General features: G+C 45.7%; 28 protein-coding genes. 18 read left to right on the top strand and 10 right to left on the bottom strand.

The window, feature by feature from the left end; translation table 11 throughout:
* Positions 1-16: 16 nt before the first annotated feature.
* Positions 17-250 (bottom strand): DUF2249 domain-containing protein, encoded by a 234-nt coding sequence (locus tag ACR32F_RS18860; RefSeq protein ID WP_440109624.1) that lies wholly within the window; start codon positions 248-250, stop codon positions 17-19.
* A 235-nt stretch (positions 251-485) separates the two neighbouring features.
* Positions 486-1,187 carry a Crp/Fnr family transcriptional regulator gene (locus ACR32F_RS18855; protein ID WP_440109622.1) on the bottom strand — a complete coding sequence of 234 codons (702 nt, stop codon included), beginning with the start codon at positions 1,185-1,187 and terminating at the stop codon, positions 486-488.
* 250 nt (positions 1,188-1,437) lie between these two features.
* Here ACR32F_RS18855 and ACR32F_RS18850 point away from each other — a divergent pair, with 250 nt between their 5' ends.
* The 3 genes from ACR32F_RS18850 to map all read left to right on the top strand — a co-directional run bounded on the left by ACR32F_RS18850 (position 1,438) and on the right by map (position 3,943).
* Positions 1,438-2,169: a ZIP family metal transporter gene (locus ACR32F_RS18850; RefSeq protein WP_440109620.1), complete on the top strand. Its 732-nt coding sequence runs from the start codon at positions 1,438-1,440 to the stop codon at positions 2,167-2,169.
* A gap of 218 nt (positions 2,170-2,387) precedes the next feature.
* Positions 2,388-3,170: a TetR/AcrR family transcriptional regulator gene (locus ACR32F_RS18845; RefSeq protein WP_440109619.1), complete on the top strand. Its 783-nt coding sequence runs from the start codon at positions 2,388-2,390 to the stop codon at positions 3,168-3,170.
* A gap of 26 nt (positions 3,171-3,196) precedes the next feature.
* Entirely contained in the window at positions 3,197-3,943 is a 747-nt protein-coding gene (gene map / locus ACR32F_RS18840; protein ID WP_440109617.1) for a type I methionyl aminopeptidase, read from the top strand.
* 167 nt (positions 3,944-4,110) lie between these two features.
* Here the strand turns inward: map and catA are convergent, their stop codons facing one another.
* The 3 genes from catA to ACR32F_RS18825 all read right to left on the bottom strand — a co-directional run bounded on the left by catA (position 4,111) and on the right by ACR32F_RS18825 (position 6,706).
* On the bottom strand, positions 4,111-4,761 hold the full coding sequence (gene catA / locus ACR32F_RS18835) for a type A chloramphenicol O-acetyltransferase (protein WP_440109615.1): 651 nt from the start codon (positions 4,759-4,761) through the stop codon (positions 4,111-4,113).
* A gap of 206 nt (positions 4,762-4,967) precedes the next feature.
* Entirely contained in the window at positions 4,968-5,576 is a 609-nt protein-coding gene (locus ACR32F_RS18830) for a Crp/Fnr family transcriptional regulator (protein WP_440109613.1), read from the bottom strand.
* A gap of 131 nt (positions 5,577-5,707) precedes the next feature.
* On the bottom strand, positions 5,708-6,706 hold the full coding sequence (locus tag ACR32F_RS18825; protein ID WP_440109611.1) for a multicopper oxidase domain-containing protein: 999 nt from the start codon (positions 6,704-6,706) through the stop codon (positions 5,708-5,710).
* Between the two features lie 275 nt (positions 6,707-6,981).
* Here ACR32F_RS18825 and ACR32F_RS18820 point away from each other — a divergent pair, with 275 nt between their 5' ends.
* The 6 genes from ACR32F_RS18820 to ACR32F_RS18795 all read left to right on the top strand — a co-directional run bounded on the left by ACR32F_RS18820 (position 6,982) and on the right by ACR32F_RS18795 (position 11,263).
* Positions 6,982-7,431 carry a hypothetical protein gene (locus tag ACR32F_RS18820; RefSeq protein WP_440109609.1) on the top strand — a complete coding sequence of 150 codons (450 nt, stop codon included), beginning with the start codon at positions 6,982-6,984 and terminating at the stop codon, positions 7,429-7,431.
* Positions 7,428-7,985 (top strand): hypothetical protein, encoded by a 558-nt coding sequence (locus ACR32F_RS18815; protein WP_440109607.1) that lies wholly within the window; start codon positions 7,428-7,430, stop codon positions 7,983-7,985. The genes ACR32F_RS18820 and ACR32F_RS18815 overlap by 4 nt, the downstream gene beginning before the upstream one ends.
* A gap of 118 nt (positions 7,986-8,103) precedes the next feature.
* A complete protein-coding gene (locus ACR32F_RS18810) occupies positions 8,104-8,856 on the top strand; it encodes an SMI1/KNR4 family protein (RefSeq protein ID WP_440109605.1) in 753 nt (250 codons plus the stop codon).
* A gap of 3 nt (positions 8,857-8,859) precedes the next feature.
* On the top strand, positions 8,860-10,161 hold the full coding sequence (locus tag ACR32F_RS18805) for a hypothetical protein (RefSeq protein WP_440109603.1): 1,302 nt from the start codon (positions 8,860-8,862) through the stop codon (positions 10,159-10,161).
* 45 nt (positions 10,162-10,206) lie between these two features.
* A complete protein-coding gene (locus tag ACR32F_RS18800; RefSeq protein ID WP_440109601.1) occupies positions 10,207-10,635 on the top strand; it encodes a hypothetical protein in 429 nt (142 codons plus the stop codon).
* Positions 10,636-10,651: 16 nt separating this feature from the next.
* Positions 10,652-11,263 carry an SMI1/KNR4 family protein gene (locus ACR32F_RS18795; protein ID WP_440109599.1) on the top strand — a complete coding sequence of 204 codons (612 nt, stop codon included), beginning with the start codon at positions 10,652-10,654 and terminating at the stop codon, positions 11,261-11,263.
* Positions 11,264-11,562: 299 nt separating this feature from the next.
* Here the strand turns inward: ACR32F_RS18795 and ACR32F_RS18790 are convergent, their stop codons facing one another.
* On the bottom strand, positions 11,563-11,883 hold the full coding sequence (locus ACR32F_RS18790) for a hypothetical protein (RefSeq protein WP_440109597.1): 321 nt from the start codon (positions 11,881-11,883) through the stop codon (positions 11,563-11,565).
* 201 nt (positions 11,884-12,084) lie between these two features.
* On the opposite strand from ACR32F_RS18790, the gene ACR32F_RS18785 reads away from it, so the two are divergent.
* Positions 12,085-12,828, top strand: a complete 744-nt coding sequence (locus tag ACR32F_RS18785; protein ID WP_440109595.1) for a cupin domain-containing protein — start codon at positions 12,085-12,087, stop codon at positions 12,826-12,828.
* Positions 12,829-12,956: 128 nt separating this feature from the next.
* Here the strand turns inward: ACR32F_RS18785 and ACR32F_RS18780 are convergent, their stop codons facing one another.
* The gene (locus ACR32F_RS18780) at positions 12,957-14,009 is read right to left on the bottom strand and encodes a Rieske 2Fe-2S domain-containing protein (RefSeq protein ID WP_440109593.1); all 1,053 of its coding nucleotides are present in this window, start codon (positions 14,007-14,009) and stop codon (positions 12,957-12,959) included.
* A gap of 369 nt (positions 14,010-14,378) precedes the next feature.
* Here ACR32F_RS18780 and ACR32F_RS18775 point away from each other — a divergent pair, with 369 nt between their 5' ends.
* Positions 14,379-14,825 carry a carboxymuconolactone decarboxylase family protein gene (locus ACR32F_RS18775; RefSeq protein WP_440109591.1) on the top strand — a complete coding sequence of 149 codons (447 nt, stop codon included), beginning with the start codon at positions 14,379-14,381 and terminating at the stop codon, positions 14,823-14,825.
* 38 nt (positions 14,826-14,863) lie between these two features.
* A complete protein-coding gene (locus tag ACR32F_RS18770) occupies positions 14,864-15,814 on the top strand; it encodes a sigma-70 family RNA polymerase sigma factor (protein ID WP_440109589.1) in 951 nt (316 codons plus the stop codon).
* A gap of 75 nt (positions 15,815-15,889) precedes the next feature.
* On the opposite strand, the gene ACR32F_RS18765 is transcribed toward ACR32F_RS18770, so the two are convergent.
* A complete protein-coding gene (locus ACR32F_RS18765; protein ID WP_440109587.1) occupies positions 15,890-16,546 on the bottom strand; it encodes a hypothetical protein in 657 nt (218 codons plus the stop codon).
* 726 nt (positions 16,547-17,272) lie between these two features.
* Between ACR32F_RS18765 and ACR32F_RS18760 the strand changes: the two genes are divergently transcribed.
* From ACR32F_RS18760 to ACR32F_RS18745, 4 genes are all read left to right on the top strand, one after another.
* Positions 17,273-17,971 (top strand): response regulator transcription factor, encoded by a 699-nt coding sequence (locus ACR32F_RS18760; RefSeq protein ID WP_440109585.1) that lies wholly within the window; start codon positions 17,273-17,275, stop codon positions 17,969-17,971.
* Complete coding sequence (locus tag ACR32F_RS18755) at positions 17,964-19,232, top strand: ATP-binding protein (RefSeq protein WP_440109583.1); 1,269 nt, start codon at positions 17,964-17,966, stop codon at positions 19,230-19,232. Before ACR32F_RS18760 ends, ACR32F_RS18755 begins: the two co-directional genes overlap by 8 nt.
* Before the next feature lie 169 nt (positions 19,233-19,401).
* Positions 19,402-20,220, top strand: a complete 819-nt coding sequence (locus tag ACR32F_RS18750; protein WP_440119947.1) for an ABC transporter ATP-binding protein — start codon at positions 19,402-19,404, stop codon at positions 20,218-20,220.
* Positions 20,221-20,222: 2 nt separating this feature from the next.
* On the top strand, positions 20,223-22,565 hold the full coding sequence (locus ACR32F_RS18745) for an FtsX-like permease family protein (protein WP_440109581.1): 2,343 nt from the start codon (positions 20,223-20,225) through the stop codon (positions 22,563-22,565).
* A 190-nt stretch (positions 22,566-22,755) separates the two neighbouring features.
* Here ACR32F_RS18745 and ACR32F_RS18740 read toward each other — a convergent pair whose 3' ends face one another.
* Positions 22,756-23,400 carry a spore coat protein gene (locus ACR32F_RS18740; RefSeq protein ID WP_440119945.1) on the bottom strand — a complete coding sequence of 215 codons (645 nt, stop codon included), beginning with the start codon at positions 23,398-23,400 and terminating at the stop codon, positions 22,756-22,758.
* 195 nt (positions 23,401-23,595) lie between these two features.
* Between ACR32F_RS18740 and ACR32F_RS18735 the strand changes: the two genes are divergently transcribed.
* Positions 23,596-24,066: a hypothetical protein gene (locus ACR32F_RS18735; protein ID WP_440109579.1), complete on the top strand. Its 471-nt coding sequence runs from the start codon at positions 23,596-23,598 to the stop codon at positions 24,064-24,066.
* A gap of 29 nt (positions 24,067-24,095) precedes the next feature.
* Positions 24,096-24,824 (top strand): DUF1361 domain-containing protein, encoded by a 729-nt coding sequence (locus tag ACR32F_RS18730; protein ID WP_440109577.1) that lies wholly within the window; start codon positions 24,096-24,098, stop codon positions 24,822-24,824.
* A gap of 163 nt (positions 24,825-24,987) precedes the next feature.
* On the opposite strand, the gene ACR32F_RS18725 is transcribed toward ACR32F_RS18730, so the two are convergent.
* A complete protein-coding gene (locus tag ACR32F_RS18725; protein ID WP_440109575.1) occupies positions 24,988-26,007 on the bottom strand; it encodes an alpha/beta fold hydrolase in 1,020 nt (339 codons plus the stop codon).
* Positions 26,008-26,084 lie beyond the last annotated feature (77 nt).

Genomic DNA, 26,084 nt, shown 5'->3' with positions numbered 1-26,084 from the left:
GCTGCTCAGCTCCAATCTATAATTTGCTGATCTTGACCTGAAAGGTAGTAGGACCCTGTTCAATATACTCCCACTTAAATCCGTCGGGATGTGTAGATTGGAACTGGAATCTCAAAGGTTTCGGGTCGTGATCATTGATCAGCAGCATAGCTTCCTGAGGTTTAAGCTGGTCAAAGGTTTCGAAAATAGTTTTATGTTTCAGGTGTGGTGGGTACTCCGTGGCATTAATAGTAGCTGCATATGTGTTCATGTGTTATTCCTCCTAATTGGGATCATGTGATGTTACAATTTGATTATAGAAAACGTGATGAAGGGTCTGTGTGAGCCTGCTCACATATTTGTTTTTGTCATGAGCTTGCCTTATTTAGGGCAGGCACCCTGCTCGGTAAAGCGGTGCGGTTGTCCAATAAATGTCCCGATTAAAAGTGCATACCAAAAGAGACCTTAACATGGTTGCAGGGGTTAAGGTCTCTTATATATACAGATCATATATCTCTTTGTTCTTTCAATGCTTGCAAATCATGTATGATAATCCGGCTGCGATCCACCTCGAGCAGATGTTCCTTCGTTAGCTGATTCAGAAGTCGATTGGTCGTTTCTCGGGTTGTTCCGATGGAATTGGCGAACTCCTGATGCGTCATGGGCAGGTTAATGATGCTCTGGTTACCCTTGATTTGGCCGTGTTGCTCTGACAGCATCAAGAGGAAGGAAAGTACACGGTTACGAACATCCTGACCGGAGAGTACCTGCAGTTTATCTTGTAATTCCCGTATTTTATCACCAAGTACACGCATGATTTTGATCGCAATGGATGGTGTGTCCAGCATTAACCGTTCAAATAATCGGACGGGGATGGCGAACAGTTCGGTTGGTGTGATCGCTTCGGCCGTTGCTGGATAAGGGTGGGAGTTGAAAAATCCGGTGTGTGGGAACATATCTCCCATTTTCAGGAATGAAACAATCTGTTCATGTCCATTCTCATCGGTTTTGAATGCTTTGACAATGCCAGTACGGATGAAAAAAACAGCTTCTTTTTCACTGCCTTCGGTAAAAATGACGGATTTCTTGTGAATCGTTCTGGAGATGGCGATATCTTCGACCTGCTTCAATTCCTCGGCACTTAGGTCCTGGAAGATGGGGAACTGCTGTAGAAACTCGGCTGCTGTATCTTTGTTTTCCCTGCTCATAACGATTCTTCCTCTCTGCGTTAGATAATGGTGTGATTTCCAGTAGTCCGCTATTATGCATCATTCCATCATATCGTGATTTCGAAGGGTGATAGGTGATATAGATCACAAAATTTCCATTTGTCACATGGGATAGTGTTAGCGATGAAAGAGAGATACACTCCACTTGATTTCGCTTGCTGTTTGTGGAATGCCTGCTCGGGTTAATGGAGTGATAGATCATAAATGAACAAGAGAGGGGTCGGCCCAGATGTGGACTGCATTCATGTGGGGCGGCATCTCCGCCTCAGCGGTTGTAATTGGGGCGCTTGCGGCGCTGTTTCTGAAGATTCCGAAACGTGTTATTGGATGGATTATGGCTTTTGGTACAGGGACTCTGATTGGTGCGGCTGCATTTGAATTGATTGGAGATGCATTGAATGATGGAGGGATTGTTCCTACAGCGATCGGCTTTACTGCGGGGGCGGTTGTGTACACTCTGTTTGATCTGATCATTTCCAGTAAGGGAGGAGCAGGGCGTAAACGTTCAGGAGAGGCGGGCACAGGTGAATCGAACCAAAGTGGGCTCGGTATTTTTGCAGGTACGGTAATGGATGCCATTCCGGAATCGATTATGCTAGGAGCGAGTCTGCTGGCCGGGAACGGTGTCAGCGTGGTCCTGGTTGTTTCCATCTTTGTCAGCAACATTCCTGAAGGACTGTCCAGTACAGTTGGACTGCAGCGTAATAAGTTTACGAGGTCCAAAATTATGTTCATGTGGTTGGGTGTGCTGTTGATCTCCGCGACTGCAGCGTTGGGTGGATATCTGTTTCTGGAGCAGCTTCCCGACGAGCTGGGAGCTGCCATTGGAGCATTTGCAGGTGGTGGAATTATTGCCATGATCTGCTCGACCATGATGCCTGAAGCCTTTGAAGAAGGTGGGCCCATTGTAGGATTCATTGCATCCATGGGATTGCTTGTGTCGCTACTGCTCGATCTTTAACAAGACTGGTTGACTATATACGTCAAAAGAGTATCCGCTCAGATCCTTACCTGATGCATGGATACTCTTTTTTCTAGGTTTAATGCTGTGAACTAGTAAAAAGTTCCTGAAATAACGTGCTTAAGCTGGAAATCCTCAAGCTGATCCTTGTTATTCGCAAGCCAATGTTTTATATTGACATAAGAGTAGGTCAAAAATAAAAGAGGTGAACGGACGAGATGACTCCACGCACGAAGGAACAAAACGAACAGATCCGATTGCGGCGTCTGGCACAAATCCGGAAAGCCGCTGCCGATGTGTTTTTGGCTAAAGGGCTTTTGCTGGAAATCCGAGATGTAGCCGCGGAGGCGGGACTCGGCTATGGCACGGTATACCATTATTACAGCAATAAGGGCGATTTGCTCCACGATCTGTTATGGGACGCGTTGGAGCGGGCCGAGGGATGGCTGGAGGCCCCGCTAGAAACTTCGAAGCAGGCCCCGTTGGAGGCTCAACCGAAGGCCCCTCTGGAGGCCCCGCGCGCTTTGGCTTCAGGGCGGCCGCCAGCGGGCGGGGATTTCGGCTTGCCTGTTGCGACGGAGACAGGGAACTCGGCAGCAGCGGGTTCCCGAAGCAGCAGCCGCGAAACGGCCGCTGCCGGAGAGCTGGCTCCCATCGCCGCAGCCAGCGTCCGGCTGCTTCAGCTTTGGGCGGAGGACCACGCCCTGTACCTGCTGCATAAGCTGGCCGGTGAGGGCTTTGCCTCGCTGCCTGAAGCTCGCTCGGGCCCGCTCTTGGCCGCCTTTCGCCGGGAGATACTCGCGCCGCTTGCGGCGTTACTGGAAACCGGGCGTGCGGCGGACGGGGCAGCTGCTTCCGGCGGAAACGCGGCGGAGCCGCCCTATCGGTTACAGCACGCGGAAATGCTGCTCGCCGCCTTGGTCGGCTGCGCCTCACTTTCGCTTCGCCGCGGCAAGCTGCATGAAGAGGCCATGGATATCGTCCGGTTTTTAAAATTATAGAATGGATAAGGAGCGAATAAACCAAGATGATCATTATTAAATCACCTAGGGAAATTGAAGAGATGAAACCGGCGAGTCAAATCGTTGCGGACTGCTACCGCGAGGTGTCCAAATTGATCGAGCCTGGGATCACCACCCAAGAAATCAATGACTTTGTTGCCAGACACATCACCAAGCTGGGCGGAAAGCAGTTTACGAAAGGGTATAACGGTTACCCCGCCGAAACCTGTATTTCGGTCAACGATGTGGTGGCCCACGGCATACCTTCGAAACAGGTGCTCAGGGACGGCGACTTGATGAAGCTCGACATCGTCGTGGAATACGGCGGATGGTTCGGTGATGCGTGCTGGTGTTATGCGGTAGGCAATATCCGACCGGAGGCACAAAAATTAATGAAGGTGACAAAGGAATGCTTGGATCTGGGGATTGCCCAGGCGCTCCCCGGGGGCAGACTCGGCGACATAACGTCGGCGATTCAACAGCATGCAGAAGCAAACGGATATTCGGTCGTACGTGATCTGCTGGCGCACGGGATCGGGCGGAGCCTGCACGAGGAGCCGAGCTATGAGCATATCGGCGTATCCGGTAAAGGCATTCGGTTAAAAGAAGGTATGGTGTTTACGATTGAACCGATGATCAACGTAGGAACGTACCGTATCACGATTGATGACGATCAGTGGACGGCGAGAACGGCCGACGGCAAGCTATCGGCGCAATATGAGCATACGATCGCAATCACGGCGGACGGACCGCTGATTTTAACAGCCCAGTAAGGATAACATAGTTTACTGTTTGATCGGTCTGAATATATAGCTTCCCTAGGAGAAGTTGAAATTACAACAGCGTCAGCCATGGACTAGAGAATAATGTCCTGGGCTGACGCTGTTGTATTGAACTTTTGTTGAATCGAATGATGCAAAATGCTGAACTAATTCATCGATCACAGCCATTTCGTATAATGATCTGCGAGTGATTGTATCTCATTATACATCAGACCGGCATGGTAACCGTCACAAACAGCATGATGGAATTGGGCTGACAGTGGCAGCAGTATCTTCCCATCAGACTGAAAGTATTTTCCCATGGTAAAGATGGGTAGTAAATAGGTTCCTTCATTATAAACGTTCAGATTGAAGCCGGTGAAACTGACCCACGGAATACTAGAAATGGGGAAGGTATTTGGTGGTTCTTTTGGTTTCGCAACAAATTGTTTAACATCTCCATACTTATCCAGATCATCAAGATATCGACTGTAGAAAACATTAAAATCTTCACTGTACAACGTCCAGATACTTGCAAAAGTTTTATCATCATCATGGAAAATGGTAAAGCTAGGCGACATGCTGTCCCAATAACCTAATCTGCCCTCGGAATCGAGACTGATGCGACACTCCCTGTGGCGGTTTACCACCGTTGTGATCATGTGAATCAGGGCTGGGTAAAGCTTAATTCCCTTATTCTTAAGTTCTGCAAGTAACCGGGTAATGTCAATATTAGCCGTCATACTATAGGTGCATCTAACATGGTTTATATAATGCTCAAAATAGGGTTTTCTGCTCCAGTTCTCTAGGTCAATCCGATTGAAAATCATTAATGATAACCTCCTAAAAATCATATTGAATTCTTCATTTTAGGAGGTATGTTTCACTGATTTAACCATATCCTTATCACAATCCCAAGCATTTATTTTTAATACTATATAAGTTGAATTAAAGATTATTTACAATGACAGAACAACCTTCCAAATGGCAAATTAATCTCTGACTTAGAGTATACACTATCATGATACCCCAAACATTAAAAGAAGCCACAGGCTTCCTTGAGTTGTTCCAGTTGAAGAATAAGTATGCAGTTTCCTGTAACCTGAAGAAGTCCTTGTTTCTGCATGACGGCCAGTTTGCGGCTAAGTGTTTCGGGTGTGATGCCAAGCAGTAATGCCATGTCCTTTTTGAAAACAGGCAATCGAATCTCATGTGGTGTATGATTTCGAGTATGAAAATACAAGAGCAGCTTTGCTATCTTTTGTTCTGTGTTCATGGAGCTGAGCGCACTATTCCACTCATCTGTCGCACCGAGGAGATCAGAAACGGCAAGCAGGAAATGATACGCAAGCTTAGGATAATGTTCAAGCAGCTGATCAAAGCTGCGCTTGTTCATTGAGCAGAGGGCAGAAGACTCCAGAATTTCGGCGTTTGCATCATGAGGCTTCTGGTGTAACAGGGCAGCTTGCCCAAAGAAATCACCGGGAAACAGGAAGCGGATGATATGCTCCTTGCCGTTCTGAGCGTATTTCGATATTTTGACACATCCCTGATGAACAATGTACAGCGTATCCGAGCGTTCGCCCTCCTGAACGATACACTCTCCTTTATCATACTTGCGGGAGTGCAGGAGTGAGGTCAACATTACAGATTCTTCTGGGCCCAGATGTTGAAATAGAGGTACTTTGGAAAAACAGGGGTCTTGCGTTTGATGTGTACAGATCATTTCATCGGTCACCTCGATTCGTCCAGGATATGTGAAGCTTTCAGGATGTCTCAGTGCGACATTGCTTGACCCCCGTGGTTCTTGCCATCTTTGGTTACACGAAGGACGGCAGAAGCCCCTTTGGATACATGGTTAAACTGATGCGTCACAATCGGATAATCTCCTTCTTCCGTTACGGTGAATTCTACAACAGCTCCACCACTTGCCGGAAGCATAACCGTCTGTAGGCCATATTGTATATTTCGTGGATTTCCGTCTGTGTATACTCGGTCCATGATCGTACCCACAATGTGGAAAGAAGAGACTTCATTCGGTCCAGCATTACTTACATAGAGTCGAACCGTATCTCCAACTTTGGCAAGCAGAGGATTACGGGTTAACCCATAATCATTCCCGTTGAACACAACGTAGTTCGGTTCTTCGTTCAAAAAGGCATGATAACTATGCTCCTTGTACCATTCACTCTGAACAAGTGTATACTCACGTTGAATCAGATGATCAGAAGGGTAACCGTTTTTGGGTTCAACAATAATCATGCCATACATACCGTTGGCAATATGAGCGAGAACGGGTTTCGTCCCGCAATGGTACATAAACACACCAGGTGAAGAAGTGGCATAAGTGAAGGTACCTTCCTCACCTGGCATGACATCAATGAATTTGCTGCTGGGGGAAGCATGAACGGCATGAAAATCCATAGAGTGTGACAGGCTGGAATCTTTGTTTACAAGCGTGAAATTCAGTGTATCTCCCTCGGTCACACGAAGTATCGGTCCCGGGGCTGTACCGTTGAACGTCCAAGCGTTGTACAAGACGCCTTCCGAGATTTCAATATCCGTTACTTGAGCAGTCATCTCAATATATACGGTGGTGCCTTCTCTGCGAATGATCGGATCGACGGGCGGTTGACTCGGTTGACTGACCCCGATCGAGGAGACTTCACTATGCTCAACAGGTTTAATGGTTCCAGAAGAACTGCAATGAGAGAGTACAGTGGTGAATATAACGAGCGCTAAAGATAATTTAGATACATTTAATAAAGAGAGCATGGAGGACACAACCTTATTCAAGTGATAGTGATATTTTTCACAAATAAATTGAAACGAATTTGGTTCTTTTAAACATAGATTACGACATTGGAACGAGGTCGGGTGTGATGCGAGACACACTTTTTTACGTCATTGCTGTGAAAACAACGATCTTATCTGATTAGGTTTCTTGTGATAAGCAAAAGAGTTTCATATAATTTTAGATAGTACAACTGGGAAATGTTGAATATTTCGATTCGGTCATACTCTATTTGGGTAATGAAACGCGGCATTCTATGATTTTGTGTTATTTCATTTTACAGACATATGGCGTATTTCAAAAAGAGAAGGTATTATCTGACTATGCTCTAGCTGTAGACGTCAACGGAAAATCTTATGAAGCCTGGCCGCTTATTAATAGTTTTGCCGCCATGGATAAAGAAGGAGACAACCGTCAGTTATACTACAGGGTGGACATGAACCATATCCAATACCTTTTTCACATTGCCTATCAGGAGTATGAAGTTAAGTCAAGTGAGGACAATCCGTATCTGGCGGGTAACGTGAACTATCAGTACACGGATAACACATATGTAAAAAGCGAGAGGCAATATAAAAATGCCAATGACTTTATTAACATTACGGAATTATTCCACGATAAACTGGATATCGACGTGAAGTTGCATGTAGACGAAGAACATAAAGTAGTAACCATTCGAATGAATAAAGCGGAGGCGAGATCATGAATTCAGGTGGTGTACATAGAGGACCTGCATATTTGGAAGGTTTGGTTCAGGAAATCTCGGATGAGCAGACTCATGAGGTCGAATGGAAAGGCAAGCTGCAAACAAAGGATGCACATGACAAGTTCCATATTTTTTATTATGGTGACTTAACCGAAGATGATCTGATAACTTGGAAGGGTTCGACACCGTTGATCGTATACGCAGAACACACCGTTACTGGGGAACGTTACTTGCTTATTGATGCAGCGAAACACGGTTATAATGCGATGGTATGTGAGACCTATCCAGAGGAAGATCTGAATAACAGACCGCTGCGGCCCTATTTGGACGTTGAAGGTGAGGACATATTTGAAGTGCAGCTATCTGCTTTTTACAATGTGCCGTGGGATGAGGAGTTTGGAGAAGATGTGCAGGAAGATGGAGCCTTTGAATTAATTACGGGTGAGCGCATGGAGTTTGAGCAGGTGAAACGTGATGGCTATGATGCATTTGCCATTAGTATTGTAAACCGCAAGGGTGTAGTGACCGAAATTGTGCAGGAAGAGCTGGCTTAGCTGATGGATTACTGAGAGGTTGAATAACCGCCACCGCCAGATATTCCATGAATGATTCTCAAGAAATGAATAATTGAATGAATCAATAAACGATCTGATTGTAGGGAGATGCCGCAAAATGTATATCGTAACCCGTGCATTTAAGCCAGTACTTGCTGAAGAACTGGATCAATTTGAACAACAGTATGCCATTTCTTTGCCTCCATCTTACCGCAGATGGCTTGAACAGTATGGGGAAGGAACATACACAGGCTGGATGAATGTGCAGCGACCAGATCAGGAGGTACTGAAACCTTTTGCCGAATATGACTTTTGGATGCATACGGAGGATACTCCCGTCACTCAAGATCAGCTTCAGGAGTGTATCAGTATCGGTAGTTCGGTTGAGGGTGACTTCCTTGCGGTTCATCCTGAAGTGGAAGGATTACTATGGTTACCGCGTCATGATGAGAACATCCTCCTGTGGACATGCCCTGAAGCGGAGTTTGGAGAGACACTGGACCGGATCTATTGCCGTTATTATCATCAGGATAAACCCCTGGCCCCAGCCTATTTTGAACCATGGAATGAACTGCGTAACCACACGTTTTACCACTTGGCAAAAGTAGAGCATGATAACTCGATGAAAGAGCTGGCCGATCTGTGCAGGGCACAATTCAAGTGGGATGCCGTGCTGGAAAATGAGTATATGTGTAAGCTGTTTATGGCTTCCATGGGAGGATATTTACGTTTTAATTATGCCAATGGCCGAGAAATTGCGCTTTTCTATGAAGAAATGGACGGTACAGAAGGGGCCATGGATCACGAGATTAATCTGTTTTTGTTGGCACATCACTGTACAGCATTGGATAAAGGCGGAGTGGAGGACTGACAATTGAGTTGGATAAATGAAGAAATTGCGGAATCATGGCGTAATGAAGGCAAACGATATGCAAGGGACGTTAATACATTTGTACGAAGAGGAATGGCAGGAGAGCAGCTGGATGAATCGGAACTTGCGGAGGATGCCAGAGTCCGGATAAGCACTGAAGTGTGGAGTATGGTGAAGCAAGCCAATCTTCAAGGAGATTTGGAACGGCTTCGGAGCGAATTACCTGCTGCGACGTGGCCGCTGAGCGAAACCTATTCATCGTCCATGCAGGCTGTGCATGTGGCTGGTTATCTGAACGACGAAACGATCGTATTCCATACGGCTACCCCTACAGAGAGTGGTTGTGTGTATACAGCAGATCAGCAAGGATGGTTGCTTTTCTCCCAGTACCTATTCGCAGGTTGTTCACCGGACGGTATGGACTATGCGCTGGCTGGAACGGAAGGTATCCGTGTTATTAGACAGCCGAATCGTCAACTGGAAGGACAAGAGCTTGCCTTGTATCGCTGGCAAGATATACAATCCAGTATTCAGAAGGCTCTACCCCGCATCGAGTCACTTGCTGATTGTGAACAACCCGAACGCACTCTTGAAGGACTTATTCCATTCAATGATGGAAAATCCATTTTGATTCTTTCCCGTTATGGAATCTATTTGTTGGATCAGGGTCAGGTATCCTTGCTGCATCCTGATCTTGCGGAGATCGAAGAGTACGAATTGGAAGATACACAGATGGATATGGGGCATGCGGCTGTATCCCGCGATGGTCGGTGGATTGCCTACGGCAGCCAGAGCAGTAATCATATGGTGCTGGATCGCAAGCTGGATAAGACATATTCACTCTACCCGGAATCCAGCTATCCTCATCATGCGGTGTTTACAAGGGACAGCTCGGAAGCTTGGTTTAATGCATGTCACTTTTACAACGGGGTCACGATACAGGTTCAGCTGGAATCCATGGATGGCAATGAGAGTAAGGAAGATTGGCCCGTCATGGATGAGAATGCCCGCGTATACGCCGCAATGGAGATCAGCGCAGGTATGGTGCTTGGGGATGCATACGGTTATTTATATTGTGTGGATGGTGACGGTCAGGAAGTCTGGAGACATTATGTAGGCAGCACCATCTATTCCCTAGCTGTTTCGCCTGATCAATCCAAGCTTGTGGTTGGTACGTATGGAGGGATGCTGCATATTCTTGATCTGCAATCCGAAGAGATGGACGAGTATGGGATCGGAACAGGAGTCATACGTGAGCTTGAGCGTTACGTGTTATGGCGTGGAGAAGATCCCCTGCGCTGGTAGACCCCAAGTATTAATGAATGAAGTTTGGATAAGAGGGACACTGAAATGAAGCGTGAAGAAGCAGTGATTTTGTTAAAATGTCATGCCTTTTCCTATGAGGATCTGTATCATCCCAAAATGGAGACGGGCTTTCTTGGCAGTCTGCGTCCCTTCCGAGGGCAGCTAATGGAAGAAAACTTTCATGAGTTAATGGAAATTCTGCGTACTCTGGTTCCAGATCTGCAAGGACCTACGCTGGATCGTGAAGTTATGGCTTGTCTATGGGGGATTACCCATCTGGGACGTGCCTGGGCGGTTGAACCTGACGGGATGCTGCGCAGCAATAACATTATCTCAGATGAGCAGGTCACCCTAATGGAAAAGTGGCTGGACCTGTTCTCCTATGCGGTCATGATCCTCATTGAAGACGGTGGGGAAGATGAAGCTTTCTGGGGTTACCGGGAATATGTACAGGAACGGGCAGAAACAGAGTGAGGAAGGAGAGATCTTCATGAATTCAAATGCAGAATCCACATTGAATGTGTTGGCTGATGAGTTGAATCGATTACTGGATGAAAAAATACAGGATGATGAGATTCGCCAATTGTATGAAGAATATCAGCATCGGGAAGGCGCAACCGAGGAAAGTCTGGATATATTCGAAAAGGATTATAGTATCCGGCTGCCAGCTGATTTTCGTGCGTTCTATCAGCACAAGGACGGCAGTGGGTATGCGTTACATGTCCTGTATCCAGGTGATGAAGAGATTGATGAATGTACTCCCTTTTATCTGATGTCCCTGGATGAAATTCGAGAAACCAAGCAGTATTTCTGTGAAGTGGATGAGAAGTTGGAAGCGTATTATTCTCCTGAAGAGATCAGCGAACTGGACCCGGAGATCAAGCCATATTTATTTCATAAACAATGGATGCCTTTTGCAACAATGGCTGGGGGCTCACTGTACCTCATGCTTGATTTTGATCCGACAGATGAAGGAACCTATGGACAGATTATTATGTATGTGCACGATCCGGACTTTGTATATTATCTAACGGATACATTCACTAATCTGCTCACCGTTTCGAACCGTAATCTGAAGTTGATGGATGAGATAACCTATTAGTACGTGTTCAAAAAGTCAGTTTTTCAGTACCGAGAAGATGGAATGAAGCTAGAAATGGAGTAGCGGAGCGTAGGGAAAACTACGTGAGTAACGGACATTTCGGCTGAATTTCAACTTCGATGCTGACGATGCTGCTAGGCATGATTCGTAATCAAAAGCGGACTTTTTGAACAACCTCTATTAAGTCATGGGTAGAAGTGTATGGAGATTTCGGGAGCCCATTTTCATCATCATAGGTTTGGGGAAGATGAATAAAGGAGCTGCCAAAAGCAGCTCCTTCTTCTGGGTGTAGCCAGGGATTACCCTTGAAAGTAGCGATGTCCGTGGAACCCACCACCAGGCCCGCCGGGCCCGCCAGGACCGCCAGGACCTCCTCCATGAGGTCCGCCGTGATAACCGCCTCCCGGGAATGGACCGTGAGGTCCGCCTGGATAGCCACCACCCGGATAGCCGCCATGCCACCAAGGGCCGCCGATGGGGAATGGGAGTGGAAACGGGACGATGGGCGGGTATGGATAAGGGTAAGGGTAGGGATAAGGTGGGGGTGGAGTCGGTGGATAATAAGGGTAAGGATAACCCGTTGGTTGCGGGGATGGAACAGAACCAGGGCCATATGCCATGTTACATGCCTCCAATGACTTGATTGATGATATCAGCCTATGCCGCGATGTGATCAGATGATACAACGGATTTAACATAACGAAACAAGTGTGGAGGAGGGGGATGGTATTCTTCAAAATGGGCTCACGCCTCTGGGCTCATCGCATAAGCTGTCGTATAGGTAATCACCTAAACCGAGAGCGAAGGGCAGGCGTTTTATTTTGGCAACCTCCTATATGGACTACACTTTACCAACCACCCAGTTTACTTATGATTTGAGCCAGAATCCGTTATTCAAAAAAGATGAAAACAACTATATTAACTCCCTTTCCATCCAACAGTTAAATACACTGGGCAATGCCTCTTTATTGGATATTTTCCTCAGTGCCGGCAATGTCGTTGAACCACATACTCATCCAAATGCGACAGAACTGGTCTATTGCATTAGCGGCTCAGCGGTAGTTTCCTTAATTAATCCGTTTACCAACGAGCTGTTGAATTTCACAATTACGCCAGGCCAAGTAGCTAATGTTCCGCAAGGCTGGTGGCACTATGAGATTGCGATTGCTGATCATACCCACTTGCTTGCCATCTTCGATGCCCCTGTACCCGAGGCGATTTTTGGTTCTGACACGTTGCGTCTGACACCCGCCGCTTTACTCGCACACACCTACTGTCTTGATGTGAACAAAGTGAAAGAAACCCTTGCTCCAATACAGAAAACCGTGATCATCGGACCACCTGCGGATTGTGCAACTGAGATTTCGCCAACCACGAACAACATGCCGAAAGCGAATAGCCAACCAAATGCACAACCAAACGCACAACCAAATGTACAACCGTATGCACAACCATATGTGAATCGGCTCCCCTATTGGGGAACGTGGGTTGATCCACGCATTATTCACGAACCGGGCTGTCCCTATTATAGAGAACTTCCCGTGAATACGAATCATCAAGGATAGAATAAGCGTTGCTTGTCTATTGGGAATTCCATCACAAGATATTATGAATAGTAAAGGGGTATCTCGTATAAAAAAAGGGAAGCGTGCAATAGCGAACGCTTCCTTTTATGTTTGTTATCATCTTTAATTCACGATGTATAATTCCGGCCCAAACCAAGCTCTGTCAGTAACTGACGATAAGCAATCGAGGTGCGGTCTGCGGGAATATGTGCTTCTGCGTGCAGATCGAGCGGCAAATCCTCCGGCTTCTGTGATTCCACCATTTCACGGTCTTCCTCGAATACCTGCAAATTAAACTTAATCGTGTCTTCAATCGGAGCATCTTTGTCGAAGTTGCGTGTGATTGGGCAGAATAGACGTGTATAACGTGCAGAGATCGGCGATGCACAGTTTAGAATGTTCAGCTTGTCGTTTCCCGGGAAATGTACCGTTAGTGATGCAGCAAAGGGTGGGAATACACGGAATTCACGTAGCCATTGGAAGCCTTCCGGCGCCACGTTATCCTGACCTTTGCCGTAGTTGCTGACGGAACTCCAATACTCGGCAAACAGCTCATTACCTTCACGTATCACTTTGTATTGCGGCACTTCGGTATTGTTCCGATCGCCGAATGTCTCGGTATGCACATATGCAAAATGGGAGACATCCAGAAATCCTTCCATCTGTCTTCCAGCAGAACCTGCGATATCAAAGTTTGGAGGCAGGATGTTGATATAATCTGGATTGTCCCATCCCGGGAATGAAGGAATCTGCTCGTCAGTGCAAGCAAGTGAAGTCCAGATCAATCCGTAGCGTTCCACTGCCGGGTATACGATAAGCTTTAACTTGGGAGAGATTTTGGAGCTGGGGTGTGCAGGCACCGCCGTACATTTACCCTCACAATTATAACGAAAACCATGATACGGACACACGATCTCGCCGTTCTCCACCCAGCCTTTGCTAAGTGGAGCCCCACGGTGAAAACAAAGATCCTTCGCTACGACAACCTTGTCGTTACTGCGGTAAAGAACCAGTTTTACATCAAGCAGTTGAGCAGCCAATGGTGTATCGGTCACTTCACTTGCCTGAGCAATCGGATACCAATATTGGGATAATACATGCCAGTCTTCGGCGGAGAACGTGCAGCCGCGGGGCAGTTCGGATGTCATTGGAGAATTGGATTGGGAATTGGAAGTTATCATGTGAGTCACTCCTTGCGGGATAAATGAACTATTTAATATGATTATCTTACATGTTAGAAAAGTTTACTTTGTAGCCGTATGTTACTACTTCTTTGGTCGAAGTATCAATACATGTAATGCTATTTTGTTTGAAATCACAAACGATACAGCAAAGAACGAACATGAATACGGAAATATTCGATTTTATTTCACGTTTAATGTTAATTGTATGTAAGAATATAGTCTTTCCCGTATGTTATTTCCTTTACCGATGGTTGGATTGTGTGCCTTCGTGCTTATGGAAATAAATATTTTTGCAAAAAGAATGTCACAGAATACAGCCTTCAATTGTCTTCAGGATGTACACCAATTAACGGAGGCGAATGAGATATGAATTTAAGAATGAACTACAGAGTAGCAAATCCAAGTGCTTTTAAAGCGATAATGGCGATGGAGCAATACATTTCAGGCCAATTTGAAGACAAAGTGTTGTATGAACTATTGAAGATTCGGGTATCCCAAATCAATGGCTGTGCCTTTTGTCTCGATAAACATGCCAAAGATTTGATGAAACTGGGAGAGTATGCAGATCACATTTTGCTGCTCAGTGTGTGGCGCGAGGTACCTTTGTTTACGGAAAAAGAACGTGTTATGCTGGAGCTGGCTGAAGTGGTGACCCGGATCTCCGATCAAGGCGTACCGCTTGAATTGTTTGAAAAAGTGAAGGAACATTTCAGTGATGCCGAAGTCGTGGATCTGATTATGGCGATCAACACCATTAACAACTGGAATCGAATTGCAATTACAACGGGCATGTACCCGGGCTGCTTTAATTAAATGTTCTAAACAACCATCTGCCAGAGGAGGCCATTCTCATGAAATCCAATCCCCTCACCAATGAGCCAGAACAGTCTTCTCTGGAAGTTGGTGAATTGTATATTCGTTACAAAGCCTATGCGTTCTCCATTGCTTATCGTATGCTTGGCAGTGTGATGGAGGCTGAGGATGTTGTGCAGGACTGTTTTGCAGGAATGCATAGTCACGCTACAGATGTAATCCGAAATCCCAAATCGTACATTGCCAAACTGGTCGTGAACCGAAGCCTGAATCTGCTGAACTCTGCCCGCAATCAGAGGGAAAGTTATGTTGGAGAATGGCTGCCAGAGCCGATGGGTGACGGTCAAATGGGAAACATTCCAGAGGAAACCATGCAGCAGAAGGAGATGATCTCCTACGCCTATCTGGTCATGCTGGAACGTCTTTCGCCCATGGAACGTGCTGTCTTTGTGCTTCGTGAAGCGTTCCAGTATGAGTATTCCGAAATCGCGGAGTGGCTTGGCAAAACGGAAAGTAACTGCCGTCAGATCTTTAGCCGGGCCAGAAGGAATCTGCCCGAAAGACTGCCAGTGATGGAACAATGTCATGCTGATCATGCTGCAAAAGAGAAGCTGCTCGCTCGTTTTACAACGGCTTTCCTAAATTATGACGTCTCTGCCATGCTGGAATTATTAGCTGATCAGCCTGTATTTACGGCAGATGGCGGGGGACGTGTTCACACCGTCATGAGAACGATGAATGTTCACAAGGGCGTGCTTGCGCTTCTGACCTCTCGGCGAGTGCTTACCCGATTACGGGAAAGGCAATGGCTGCCAACATTCATTAATGGAGAACTTCAATTGGCCTTGTTGGATGGGGAACAGTTGTCCGAGGTGCTTTGTTTGCAGCTGAGCCCTTCTGGAGAGCAGATTGAGGGGGTTTATCTGGTTGTGAATCCGGACAAACTTGCATCGGTACACACTTCAATCCATTTTCAATTGGAGAAATAGCCTGGAAGACAAGCCAAAGCGGCACATCCTGTAAAGAGGAGTGCCGCTTTTTTTATGTTCTGTTATTCTGTTATATCATTCTTTGGCAAATTGCGTGTAAACAGGATCGATAATTTTTCTGACTTCAGGCGTAAGTTCGTCATTGTTTTGATTAAGGACAGTCAAGATCTTTTCCATGGTATCCAGAAGTACACTCTTGGTATGGGGCTCCCTTTTTGCCAACGCCTTCTCGTATGCCTTTTTCAATTCAGGATCGATTGTCCGAATCTCTTCGTCTGTGTACCAGTCATAAGCAGGTGTGTTGTCACTTCCGTAGAATAGATAATCCACAAATAACCAACGCTTCACCGTTGTTGTGCGATTGGAATTCGGGAAGTTGTTCAAGAAGGCTTCCTTCTCCAAAGTACGCTGAATTAATTCGTCCCAGGGGATGATAATGCCGCCATCCGAAGTGGTCATTTGATTGGACTCGGTAGCCATGATATCAATATATGCAGCGATATCAGGCTTCACAAAGGGTTGAAACTTTTTGTAAACCTCATAATTAATGATTGGATAATAGATGCCTTCGCTGGTTTCCAGCTTGTATCCAAGGTCAGAGGCTTCCTGTAATAGCTTGCGAACAGTGGGATCTTTGATCTCTTTGAGCAGACTGCTGTATGTAAGCTGTTGTTCGTAACCGATTTTGGTATGGGCTTCGGACAGTGCGGATTGGACCAGCTCCGTATACATTTTTTTCATCCAAATCAGCCAGCTTGATATTTTGTATATTCTCCAGTTGCAAAGTCATTAAGGTGGCTTGCGAAGGACCCACTTTGTCGATGTTATTTATCAGATATTTACGTGCCTTAATTAGACTGGCTGTGGATTTCACCGCATCTGTGCGATAGGTTTGGAACTGATGATACACCGCTTTGGAAGCTGGAACAGGCGCAGCCAACGCTGTTTGGGGTGTAAGTGTTGCGCCAATGGCAGTACAACCCAAAGTCATAGCCAGAAAACCGAGTTTGATCAATTGATTCATTCGGATCCTCATACCTCCCAGAATAAACAATACGTAATTTAAACCATTCTATGGCTATATAAGTTGAAATAATCATTTACACAGAAACGGAGAGGACAGAAAAAACCTGAAAAAGCGAAGCGTTCGCCTTTATCACCGGATTTTTCCCTTGAGAAAAGGAAATCAAAAAAATCTGGGGATAACAGCGATTGGAAGGTTATTCTGTCATCGGAGTGTACGTGTGAATATATCTTTAGTTCAACTTATATAGAATACACCATGTATTATACGTATGATCGACATATCGACCGTGTATAGGTTTTAAATCAGTTTCTGGTAACCGAATCAAGGAATATATGCATTGAACATGTGTACCCATGGTATGATGGATTCATGAAATGGAAGCAAGAGCTTTACATCATGACTAAATTCATGAAAGCGGTGTAGTCGCACGTATGAAAATAGATTGTTTAATTGTAGATGATGAGTTGGAACTTGCCGAGAGCACAGCGGAATACTTCAATCTGTTCGGTGTTCACACGGAGTATGTCACAAGTGCGGAGGCGTGTCGTGTTTTTTTGCGTGAACATTCCGTTTCTCTCCTTCTGCTGGATATTAATCTGGGTGAATCGTCCGGGTTTCAATTGTGCAAGGAGCTCAGGCAGACAACGGACATTCCAATTCTGTTCATCAGTGCCCGATCAAGTGAAGATGATGTCCTGATTGCCCTGAATATCGGTGGAGATGACTATATTCACAAGCCTTATACACTCCGAATTATCCTTGCCAAGGTCAAGGCTGTGTTAAAGCGGTATGGGAACGAGGATGAACCCCCGCCTAGAACGGTCAAGCTTCAGGCAGGTCCGATACAGATCGATGAGGAGTTGCGACGTGTTAGTCTGAATGGGAATCCACTGAAACTTACCGCGATGGAGTTTAAATTGTTGAATTACCTGATAAGTCACAAAAATCGAGTGATTCCGAAGGAAGAGTTATTCAGGGAGGTATGGGGAGACAGTATTACCGGAGATGGTACCCTGAATGTACATATTCGTCATTTGCGCGAAAAGATTGAGTCTGATCCTAAAGATCCGGTGCTCATTCAGACGGTCTGGGGCATCGGATACGTATTAGAGGATTCATTAGATGTTTAAAAAAATGATCTACGCACTGTTGTGCGGCATTGTTGTTTTTGTAGTCGTACAGACCGTTTTATTACAAAAGTTAATGCAGATGCCTGTAACGGATCGGGCAGCCATTAACGCAGTTGTTAAAATTACAGAACAGCATTGGGATGCATTAAATTCGGAGCTTTATGCACAGAGTGCACTTGATTTTACCATTCTCGATAACGAGGGAACCGTCAGGTTTCAAACCAGGAAGGATATCTCTGCAACCATCAATGACGCAGTTAATCATCGAGATACAATGCTTGATCTAACAGTAGATCGCCAAACCGTGGGAAAAGTGATCTTTGACAATAATAATCAGGTCATATTTGAACAATGGAGAACCCGATTGGCCGTGGCGGGCATATGGACAGCATTATTGCTGTTTCTGCTCGGCTTGATCTATGCGCTGTACCTGAATCGTTCCATTCTTCGTCCGTTCCGGCGATTGCAACGGTTTGCAAAACAGATTGCCAAGGGCAATCTGGATGTTCCTCTGGAGATGGACCGTAATCATCTGTTCGGAGCCTTTACTGAAAGCTTTGACATGATGAGGGAAGAGCTGGCCGCTGCCCGCCAGAGTGAGTATCGCGCGAACAAAAGCAAAAAAGAACTGGTCGCCAGCCTCAGTCACGACATCAAAACTCCGGTTGCCTCCATTAAAGCGTTGACTGAACTCATGCTGATCAAAACAACGGATGAGAAAACGTCTAGACAGCTGCACACCCTGTATGCCAAGGCAGACCAGATCGATCGGCTTGTGACAGACATGTTTCATTCCACGCTGGAAGAGCTGAACGAGCTGCAAGTTCATGTGCAGGATGAAACAAGCTCCATTCTGAATAAATTGGTGGAGGAAGCGAATTTTTATGAACGAATTACAACGGGTGTTGTCCCTGAATGCCTGATTTCGGTAGATCCACTGCGATTGCAGCAGGTGCTGGATAACGTAGTTAGTAATTCCTATAAGTATGCCGGTACATCTATAGTGATTTCATTTACGATTCAGGATCCGTATCTCGAAGTGGAAATCCGCGATTATGGACCAGGTGTGCAGGAAGATGAATTGCCCCTGATTTTTAACAAGTTCTACCGGGGGAGTCACGCCGGAAATCAGATAGGTTCGGGCCTTGGCTTGACGATCTCCCGCAATCTGATGCGTGGTATGGGAGGAGAGCTGACCTGCCGCAATCTGGAGAATGGATTCGTCATGACAATGCTGATCCCGCTTGTCGGCGTGAATTAAGGATTGCTTAAGGAATGCACAAAGACTCGTTAAGAACCTGCATTGTACGATAAGGATGCAATAGCAGTAAATAAGGCGATTGCAGCCATTATGGTGCCTTTATCTCTAACAGGAGTTGATGTGTGGCATAATGAGCATCAACGTAAATGGAGTGTTCCGAGTGAACAAAATGGTGAATAGCTTGAATACAGATCGTAATAAAGAAAGATCGGATTTTAGCAAAGACACGGCTCGAGTGTTGCTTCAGACTACCAAGCTTGGGAAAACATTCTCGCACGGCGGAAACCAACAGCATGTTCTGAAAAATGTGGATCTAACCTTGTACGAGGGAGATTTTACAATCATTATGGGCAGTTCAGGGTCAGGAAAGTCAACGTTGTTATATGCCATTTCAGGCATGGATAAACCGACATTGGGCGAGATTATGTTCGGAGGGCAGGACATTACAAAGCTGAACAATGACCAACTTGCGGTATTTCGGCGACAAAATTGCGGATTTGTATTTCAGCAGATTCATTTGCTCGACACGATGAGTGTGTTGGACAATGTGCTTTCCAGTGCATATCTGGTACAGAAAAATAGATCAGAAGCAGTCTTCAAAGCGAAGGAAATGTTGGAGAAAGTAGGTCTTGGACCTGAAACGTGGGGGAAATTCCCTTCCCAGATCTCGGGCGGAGAAGCTCAACGTGCAGGTATGATCCGGGCACTTATCAACAGTCCCAAAGTGGTATTTGCCGATGAACCTACCGGTGCGCTCAACAGCGCCTCGGGTACAAGTGTGCTTCGTGTGCTCACGGAAGTGAACAGGCAGGGGCAGAGTATTGTCCTGGTGACTCACGATATCAAGACAGCACTGCGTGGCAACCGAATTTTGTACCTGCGTGACGGCATCGTTGTGGGAGAACTTCGGCTGTCCTCTTACGATGAAGATCATGGCACAGAGCGGCTAGAACAGGTTCAATCGTTCCTCTCTGAGTTGGGGTGGTAGTGATGAAAAGTTTAACAAGTATGCTGGCCTGGTCCAATATTCGCAGACGGAAGAGTGCAACGATAACGTTAATCATACTCGTCATGCTGGCCGTTCTAATCCTGAATATCGGTCTTTCCATTTTGCTCAAGCTAGGGTCTTTTCAGAAGGAGAGAATGAAAGAGCTTCACACACCTGATATCATATCCTATTTTGAAAAAGGCAGTCAGACCAAAAAGATTGAGTCTGTTGCGGAGCAGTTTCCACAGACGAAACATTGGGAGAGCGAGCAGGCACTTCTACTGTACGAGGCCAGGATTAACCAGGGAGAAGAAGTGGTATCAGGGAACCTGATGATACTGGATGCTCATCAGCAGCGGCAACTAAGTCCTTTTCAGACGATTACACCGCTAGAGTCAGAGGACGCTAGAACCATCTATCTTCCCTATACGTTCCAGGTAGGCTCAGGGTATAACGTGGGTGATCCATTTGCCTTTATGTATGATAATCAGCTGTATACCTACACCATCGGCGGATTTATTGAGGACCCACTCATGGGTACATCAACCATCGGCGCCATGAAAGTTTTTCTGACCTCGGAAGGTTTTAATTCGTTATATGCCAAGGTATCGGCACAAGCTCGATATCAGTTTCTCAGTGTTGCCCTGACTGACCCTACGAAGGCGGTAGATTTGGAAAAAGTATTGGGAGAAGCAATCTCCTCTTCAGGCGGAAATGCTTTCTTTTCCGTAATGACTGCTGAGGCGGGGTTAGAAGGAAATCGAATATTTGTGAGCCTGCTCGCTGCGATTCTGGTTATTTTTGCAATGATGATGGTTATCATCTCATTGATTGTCATTCGATTCCAGATTGTCACACATATCGAAGATCAGATGATGAATATGGGTGTGTTGAAAGCGAATGGGTATACTACGGGGCAGATTGTTCGTGCGATTCTGCTGCAATTTACGGCTGTTACCCTGATTGCGGTCATCCCGGGCCTCATTCTTTCCATTCTCGCTATGCCGCTGGTGGGGAACCTGATTTCGGCTTCCATCGGTTTATTATGGCCTTCGACGTTTGACGGACTTAGTGGTTTGCTGAGTCTGCTCATTGTTACAGGTCTGGTACTCTTAGTGGCGCTACTATCCAGCTTACGCATTCGGTCCATTACGCCCGTAATGGCATTGCAAAACGGATTGAAGGCCCATAATTTCCAGCGGAATTATGCTCCACTTGAGAAGAATCGTATGCCCTTACAATTTGTCTTAAGTCTGAAGTCCGTATTGCAGCAATGGAAACAGAACGTCATGATTGTGATTGTGGTGGCGGGGCTGACTTTTTCCTCCATTTTCTGCTCTATCCTGAATTTTAACTTCAATGGCGATGCCACTGCTTTGACGGATCTTATTGGGCTCGAACGAAGCAGCCTGCTTCTTACACTGAAAGAAAAACAAAAACAGCCGCAGTTGTTCGCAGAAGTTGCTGCTCTGAATCACGTTGACAAAACAACGATACTGGACACCAAAGTGGCGTCCGTGAAAGATATCAACCTGGCGTTACAAGTGTCTGACGACTTCAGCCGAATGGAAACCAAGACGATCTATCAAGGCAGACAACCAGAGCATGACAATGAAATTGCCATCTCCGGTATTGTTGCTAAAAAGGCTGATCTCCACATCGGAGATGAAGCGCCAGTAACTGTGGATGGTGTCACGTCTACATACCTCATTACAGGTTTGAGCCAGCAGATCAATCAGTTGGGCATGGTGGCATCTATGACGACAGACGGCATGAAACAGATGTTGCCCGATTACCGTCCTGCAATGATCAATGTGTATCTGGATGGGGAGACGACTGCTGAAGAGTTTACGCAGCTATTGAATGAACAGTACCCCGGAGTATGGAATATCACGAACATTCAGGAATTGCAAAAAAGTAACATGGGCTCGTTCACTTCAGCAGTGTCGTCCTTAACAACTGTCATTACAGTGGTCACGATTCTGGTGGTCAGTCTGATCCTTTATCTGGTGATCAAGACCTTAATCCAGAAGCGAAAGCTTGAGTTTGGCATACTCAAGGCAACAGGATACACGACGCTGAATCTAATGACTCAAATTACATTAAGTTTACTTCCGGTTATTGGTGCAGGAGTACTGCTTGGTGGACTGTTGGGTTACTTTTATACCGATCAGACCTTTGTATTGATGTTATCCAGTCTCGGTATATATAATTCGAAACTATCGGTTAATCTGCCTCAGATGTTGCTGTTATGTATTCTAATTCTTGGGGTTGCTTATATGGTATCGATGCTGGTGACACGCCGAATCCGTAATATTAGTGTATACGACTTGATGAGCGAATAGAGAGATAAGATTTGCAGAGATAAAGGAAAGAACAAAGAACAGGACAAAAAACAGGACAAAGAACAGGACAAAGAACAGGACAAAGAACAGGACAAAGAACAGGACAAAGAACAGGACAAAGAACAGTCCCTTGAAACCTGGATGGGTTAGAGAGACTGTTCTTTGTTTATTGATCTTGCTTTACTGTAGATTAGTGGAGGGGCGGTTTATTGTTCTGTGGCATCTGAGGTGCTCCAGTTGCCGGGACATAGGTCTGAAGCATCTGTTGCGTATCCTTCGCGTTTAGCTGCGGTACTTGATAATAGGCATTCTTGTTTTGATACATGAAAATTTCGTAAGCCATCTCGATAAAATGCTGTATCTGCGAAGCGATAACACGGCGGACAGTGCCGTTCGTGATTTCAGGAGCAGACATAGCAAGCAGGGAAGCGTGGGACTTGATCAGTCCCAACATATGACCACTGATTCCAGCGTCTTTCACATCAGTCATGGCTTGATTGGGCTTTTTGGGTGCAGATGGTGTGAGACCATATACAGGTGGTACCATGTTTGGAATCATGTAGGTTGCCGTCTCTTGATGTGGTTTCTGTCCGGTTGAGAAACATTCTGCAGTCAGATTGTATTGGGACAGCATGAAGTTGTATTGACGATCAAGAATGCCAAGCAGTTCAGAGTCCTGCACAAATGTACGGAACATCATGTACTGATCCAATACATTGACGGCCCCTGACAGAATTTCATGCATATCAAACATTTCATGTCCGCCATGGTTCATTTGAGGTGTAAGGGCTGGATTTGCGTTCGTTGTAGGTTGCATTTGGTTTTGAGGTTGCATTGAATTTGGATTCATTGTGAATTTGATTCTCCTTTGGTAAATGGTATGATTCTAGTATGCTTAATCAAGAGTAAAATTATGTAATATGTTATGGGAATGAGCAGAAATAGAGACAGGTATGGTGGTGGTTGGATGGAAACAGACTGGAGTATTCCCAAAGCAATGTTCGTCAAACATTATGGAAGTGCAATATAGATGCATCGAGAAGGTGTATATACCGACTACAAGCATTGGGAGATACCGAAAGAACTGGAAGAACTGTGGATGGATGAGAGAATCCGACAATTAACCTCGGAGTTATCCATTATGAACTGGGATGCGGTGGATGAGCTTACGTTGATCGCCAAGCATTATGCAGATCCAGCTATTGTTGCTGCGATAACGGTATTTGCTTCAAGACAACTGAAGAGCGCGGATAGTATGGTGCGTGTCGTGTATGCTGAACGCTTGATTGAACTGATCAAACGTTATGAGTCGCTTCTGCCGATGGACAAGCTGCGTGAAACCTATCAACTGACGATTAACTTGCTGGAGGATGTGGCAACCAAGCCATTGGTGCTTGACCCGGGTCATGAGCTACAACAGTACGGTCTAAGGGACAAACGTGGACTGAACCTGCGTGTCGAAAAGAATAAGGAAGAGATCATCCGATATTTTCGGAATTGATTGAATTTGATCAAGAGAGGTCTAAATCATTGAGAAAATTGAATTATATCAAAATATTTATATTCCTTAGTTTGGTTACTGTGGTGACCCTCGGTTTGTATTATGCAGAGGCGGATTGGCTGGATCAGCGCTATTTTCGTTTCCTGATCTGGAATCTGTTTCTGGGCTGGATTCCATTTGTATTCTCTTATCTGGCCTATGGCTTCAGTTACGTGAAATGGAAAGGGGCAGTATGGCTTGCGGTGGCAAGTGCTCTGCTGTGGTTACTGTTTTTCCCTAACTCGTCCTACATTGTAACGGATCTGGTTCATCTGACGGCCAGAAGTTCCCGTTATTACGGTGGTGATGGCCTGGATTACAACTATTGGTACGACTTGATTGTTGTATTAATGTTTGTCTGGACTGGACTTCTGCTTGGATTCTTATCTATGTACCAGCTTCAGGAAGTGATATATTACCGAATCGGACGGATGGCATCCTGGATCTTTGTGCTGGCGGGATGTGCTTTGGGGAGTTATGGGGTACTGCTTGGACGTGTGTATCGTCTGAATAGCTGGGATGCATTGACGAATCGGGAGACACTCATTAATCTGATGCATGAAAGTGTAAGCCGTCCATCTCTGGCGTTTTGTATGTTCTTTGGTGTATTTCTCCTCACGATCTATGCAACGCTGTACTATCTGATCAATACGAGGGCTTCAGGTGAGACGAAGACGAGTGCAGGAAATCCAGATGCTGATCTGCAAGCGTTGCGGTAACCAACTCGGGAGACAGCACAGTATCTAAGTATCTAAGTATCTAATCATTCCAAATCTAATTCGTCATAAAATGTTTAAGGGGGGTGTCCCAAGTCATGAACATGGCTTGTGGGACAGCCCCTTAAACATTTTCAACGAACTGAGTGTGTTATTAGATTCTGACCTATTGTTGATCTGGGAGTAACTCAAGGATGGTCTGCACAACCAGTTCGGGTTCATCATGAATAATCATATGACCGCTTTTCTTGGCAATGATGAGCTGGCTATTCTCCGATATATTCAGCATGCTACGTTGCCCTGATTGCCAGATGGATTCAAGTTTCTGTCCAACTTCCGCTGAAAGCCCTGCCTGAGCATAGTTCTGGGGGAGCCCGCGTGCCAGGATACGTACAGGTATTGAACCGAGATGTTGGCCACGAATGGCATTTTCAGTTGTATAGGCGAGAGCTGCTTCTTCTTCTTTGGCATGAAAAAAGGCGGGTGTTGCGATCACATTAATAAATGCATCCCGATCTTGCTTGGCTACCAGGCCCTCAAGCATAAAGTCTGGAAAAAGCCTGAAGCTTCCCGATAACTTCAATACAGACAGTAACCAAGCAGGCGGGGTTCCTTGGAACTGAGCTTGTTCTAGCAAAACCTTCGTATTCTGTTCATCATCCTCAGGTCTTGCATCAATCAAGACAAGGCTCTGTACTTCATTCGTATAGGTCTGTGCGAACAGTCTTGCATACATGCCACCAAGGGAATGACCTACCATAATATAAGGGCCAGGGATCTTCGCTTTCTCTAGAGCTGAATGTAACTCTTTGACGATATTCGCGCCCGTACGTTCTGTAGCTGCAGATTCACTCCATGCATATCCCGCGCGATCATAAGTGACTACCGTTGCATGTTTTGCTAGTTCCGTAGGAATATCTCTCCAGGACAAACTGGTCTCACCACTACCCGCCTCCATAATAATGGTCGGTGAACCACTGCCCTGTTTATGGATATGCAGCTGATAACTGCCGACTTGCACCAATTTCCCGGGAGGTGGAAAGTCCTCTTTGGCCTGAGAAGAGGCATACCATTCATAGAGAAACCCTGCACCGATAAGCACTAGTACTGCGAAGAACATTCCTAGTATGAATTTTAATACTCCAAATTTTTGGCGTCGTTTGTCTGGAATGCTTGTGTGTATCATCCGTTAATTCCTCTCTGTGCAGCTTTATGTTATTTTTTAATACGTTGTATTAAAAAGATTATAGCACAATGTATTAT

Origin of the sequence: Paenibacillus hebaui (genome assembly GCF_051934385.1) — a bacterium.
Lineage (GTDB): Bacteria > Bacillota > Bacilli > Paenibacillales > Paenibacillaceae > Paenibacillus.
This window is presented reverse-complemented; position numbering and strand designations above follow the sequence as displayed.

Bases quoted from the DNA above. Each gene is read 5' to 3' on its own strand.
- ACR32F_RS18790 (WP_440109597.1), bottom strand. From the start codon at position 11,883: ATGGCATATGGCCCTGGTTCTGTTCCATCCCCGCAACCAACGGGTTAT.
- catA (WP_440109615.1), bottom strand. From the start codon at position 4,761: ATGATTTTCAATCGGATTGACCTAGAGAACTGGAGCAGAAAACCCTAT.
- ACR32F_RS18855 (WP_440109622.1), bottom strand. From the start codon at position 1,187: ATGAGCAGGGAAAACAAAGATACAGCAGCCGAGTTTCTACAGCAGTTC.
- ACR32F_RS18725 (WP_440109575.1), bottom strand. From the start codon at position 26,007: ATGATACACACAAGCATTCCAGACAAACGACGCCAAAAATTTGGAGTA.
- ACR32F_RS18755 (WP_440109583.1), top strand. From the start codon at position 17,964: ATGTTTAAAAAAATGATCTACGCACTGTTGTGCGGCATTGTTGTTTTT.
- ACR32F_RS18825 (WP_440109611.1), bottom strand. From the start codon at position 6,706: ATGCTCTCTTTATTAAATGTATCTAAATTATCTTTAGCGCTCGTTATA.
- ACR32F_RS18795 (WP_440109599.1), top strand. From the start codon at position 10,652: ATGAATTCAAATGCAGAATCCACATTGAATGTGTTGGCTGATGAGTTG.
- ACR32F_RS18770 (WP_440109589.1), top strand. From the start codon at position 14,864: ATGAAATCCAATCCCCTCACCAATGAGCCAGAACAGTCTTCTCTGGAA.
- ACR32F_RS18810 (WP_440109605.1), top strand. From the start codon at position 8,104: ATGTATATCGTAACCCGTGCATTTAAGCCAGTACTTGCTGAAGAACTG.
- ACR32F_RS18830 (WP_440109613.1), bottom strand. From the start codon at position 5,576: ATGTTGACCTCACTCCTGCACTCCCGCAAGTATGATAAAGGAGAGTGT.
- ACR32F_RS18750 (WP_440119947.1), top strand. From the start codon at position 19,402: ATGGTGAATAGCTTGAATACAGATCGTAATAAAGAAAGATCGGATTTT.
- ACR32F_RS18745 (WP_440109581.1), top strand. From the start codon at position 20,223: ATGAAAAGTTTAACAAGTATGCTGGCCTGGTCCAATATTCGCAGACGG.
- ACR32F_RS18775 (WP_440109591.1), top strand. From the start codon at position 14,379: ATGAATTTAAGAATGAACTACAGAGTAGCAAATCCAAGTGCTTTTAAA.
- ACR32F_RS18735 (WP_440109579.1), top strand. From the start codon at position 23,596: ATGCATCGAGAAGGTGTATATACCGACTACAAGCATTGGGAGATACCG.
- ACR32F_RS18760 (WP_440109585.1), top strand. From the start codon at position 17,273: ATGAAAATAGATTGTTTAATTGTAGATGATGAGTTGGAACTTGCCGAG.
- ACR32F_RS18740 (WP_440119945.1), bottom strand. From the start codon at position 23,400: ATGCAACCTCAAAACCAAATGCAACCTACAACGAACGCAAATCCAGCC.
- map (WP_440109617.1), top strand. From the start codon at position 3,197: ATGATCATTATTAAATCACCTAGGGAAATTGAAGAGATGAAACCGGCG.
- ACR32F_RS18845 (WP_440109619.1), top strand. From the start codon at position 2,388: ATGACTCCACGCACGAAGGAACAAAACGAACAGATCCGATTGCGGCGT.
- ACR32F_RS18850 (WP_440109620.1), top strand. From the start codon at position 1,438: ATGTGGACTGCATTCATGTGGGGCGGCATCTCCGCCTCAGCGGTTGTA.
- ACR32F_RS18820 (WP_440109609.1), top strand. From the start codon at position 6,982: ATGATTTTGTGTTATTTCATTTTACAGACATATGGCGTATTTCAAAAA.
- ACR32F_RS18780 (WP_440109593.1), bottom strand. From the start codon at position 14,009: ATGATAACTTCCAATTCCCAATCCAATTCTCCAATGACATCCGAACTG.
- ACR32F_RS18765 (WP_440109587.1), bottom strand. From the start codon at position 16,546: ATGTATACGGAGCTGGTCCAATCCGCACTGTCCGAAGCCCATACCAAA.
- ACR32F_RS18860 (WP_440109624.1), bottom strand. From the start codon at position 250: ATGAACACATATGCAGCTACTATTAATGCCACGGAGTACCCACCACAC.
- ACR32F_RS18800 (WP_440109601.1), top strand. From the start codon at position 10,207: ATGAAGCGTGAAGAAGCAGTGATTTTGTTAAAATGTCATGCCTTTTCC.
- ACR32F_RS18815 (WP_440109607.1), top strand. From the start codon at position 7,428: ATGAATTCAGGTGGTGTACATAGAGGACCTGCATATTTGGAAGGTTTG.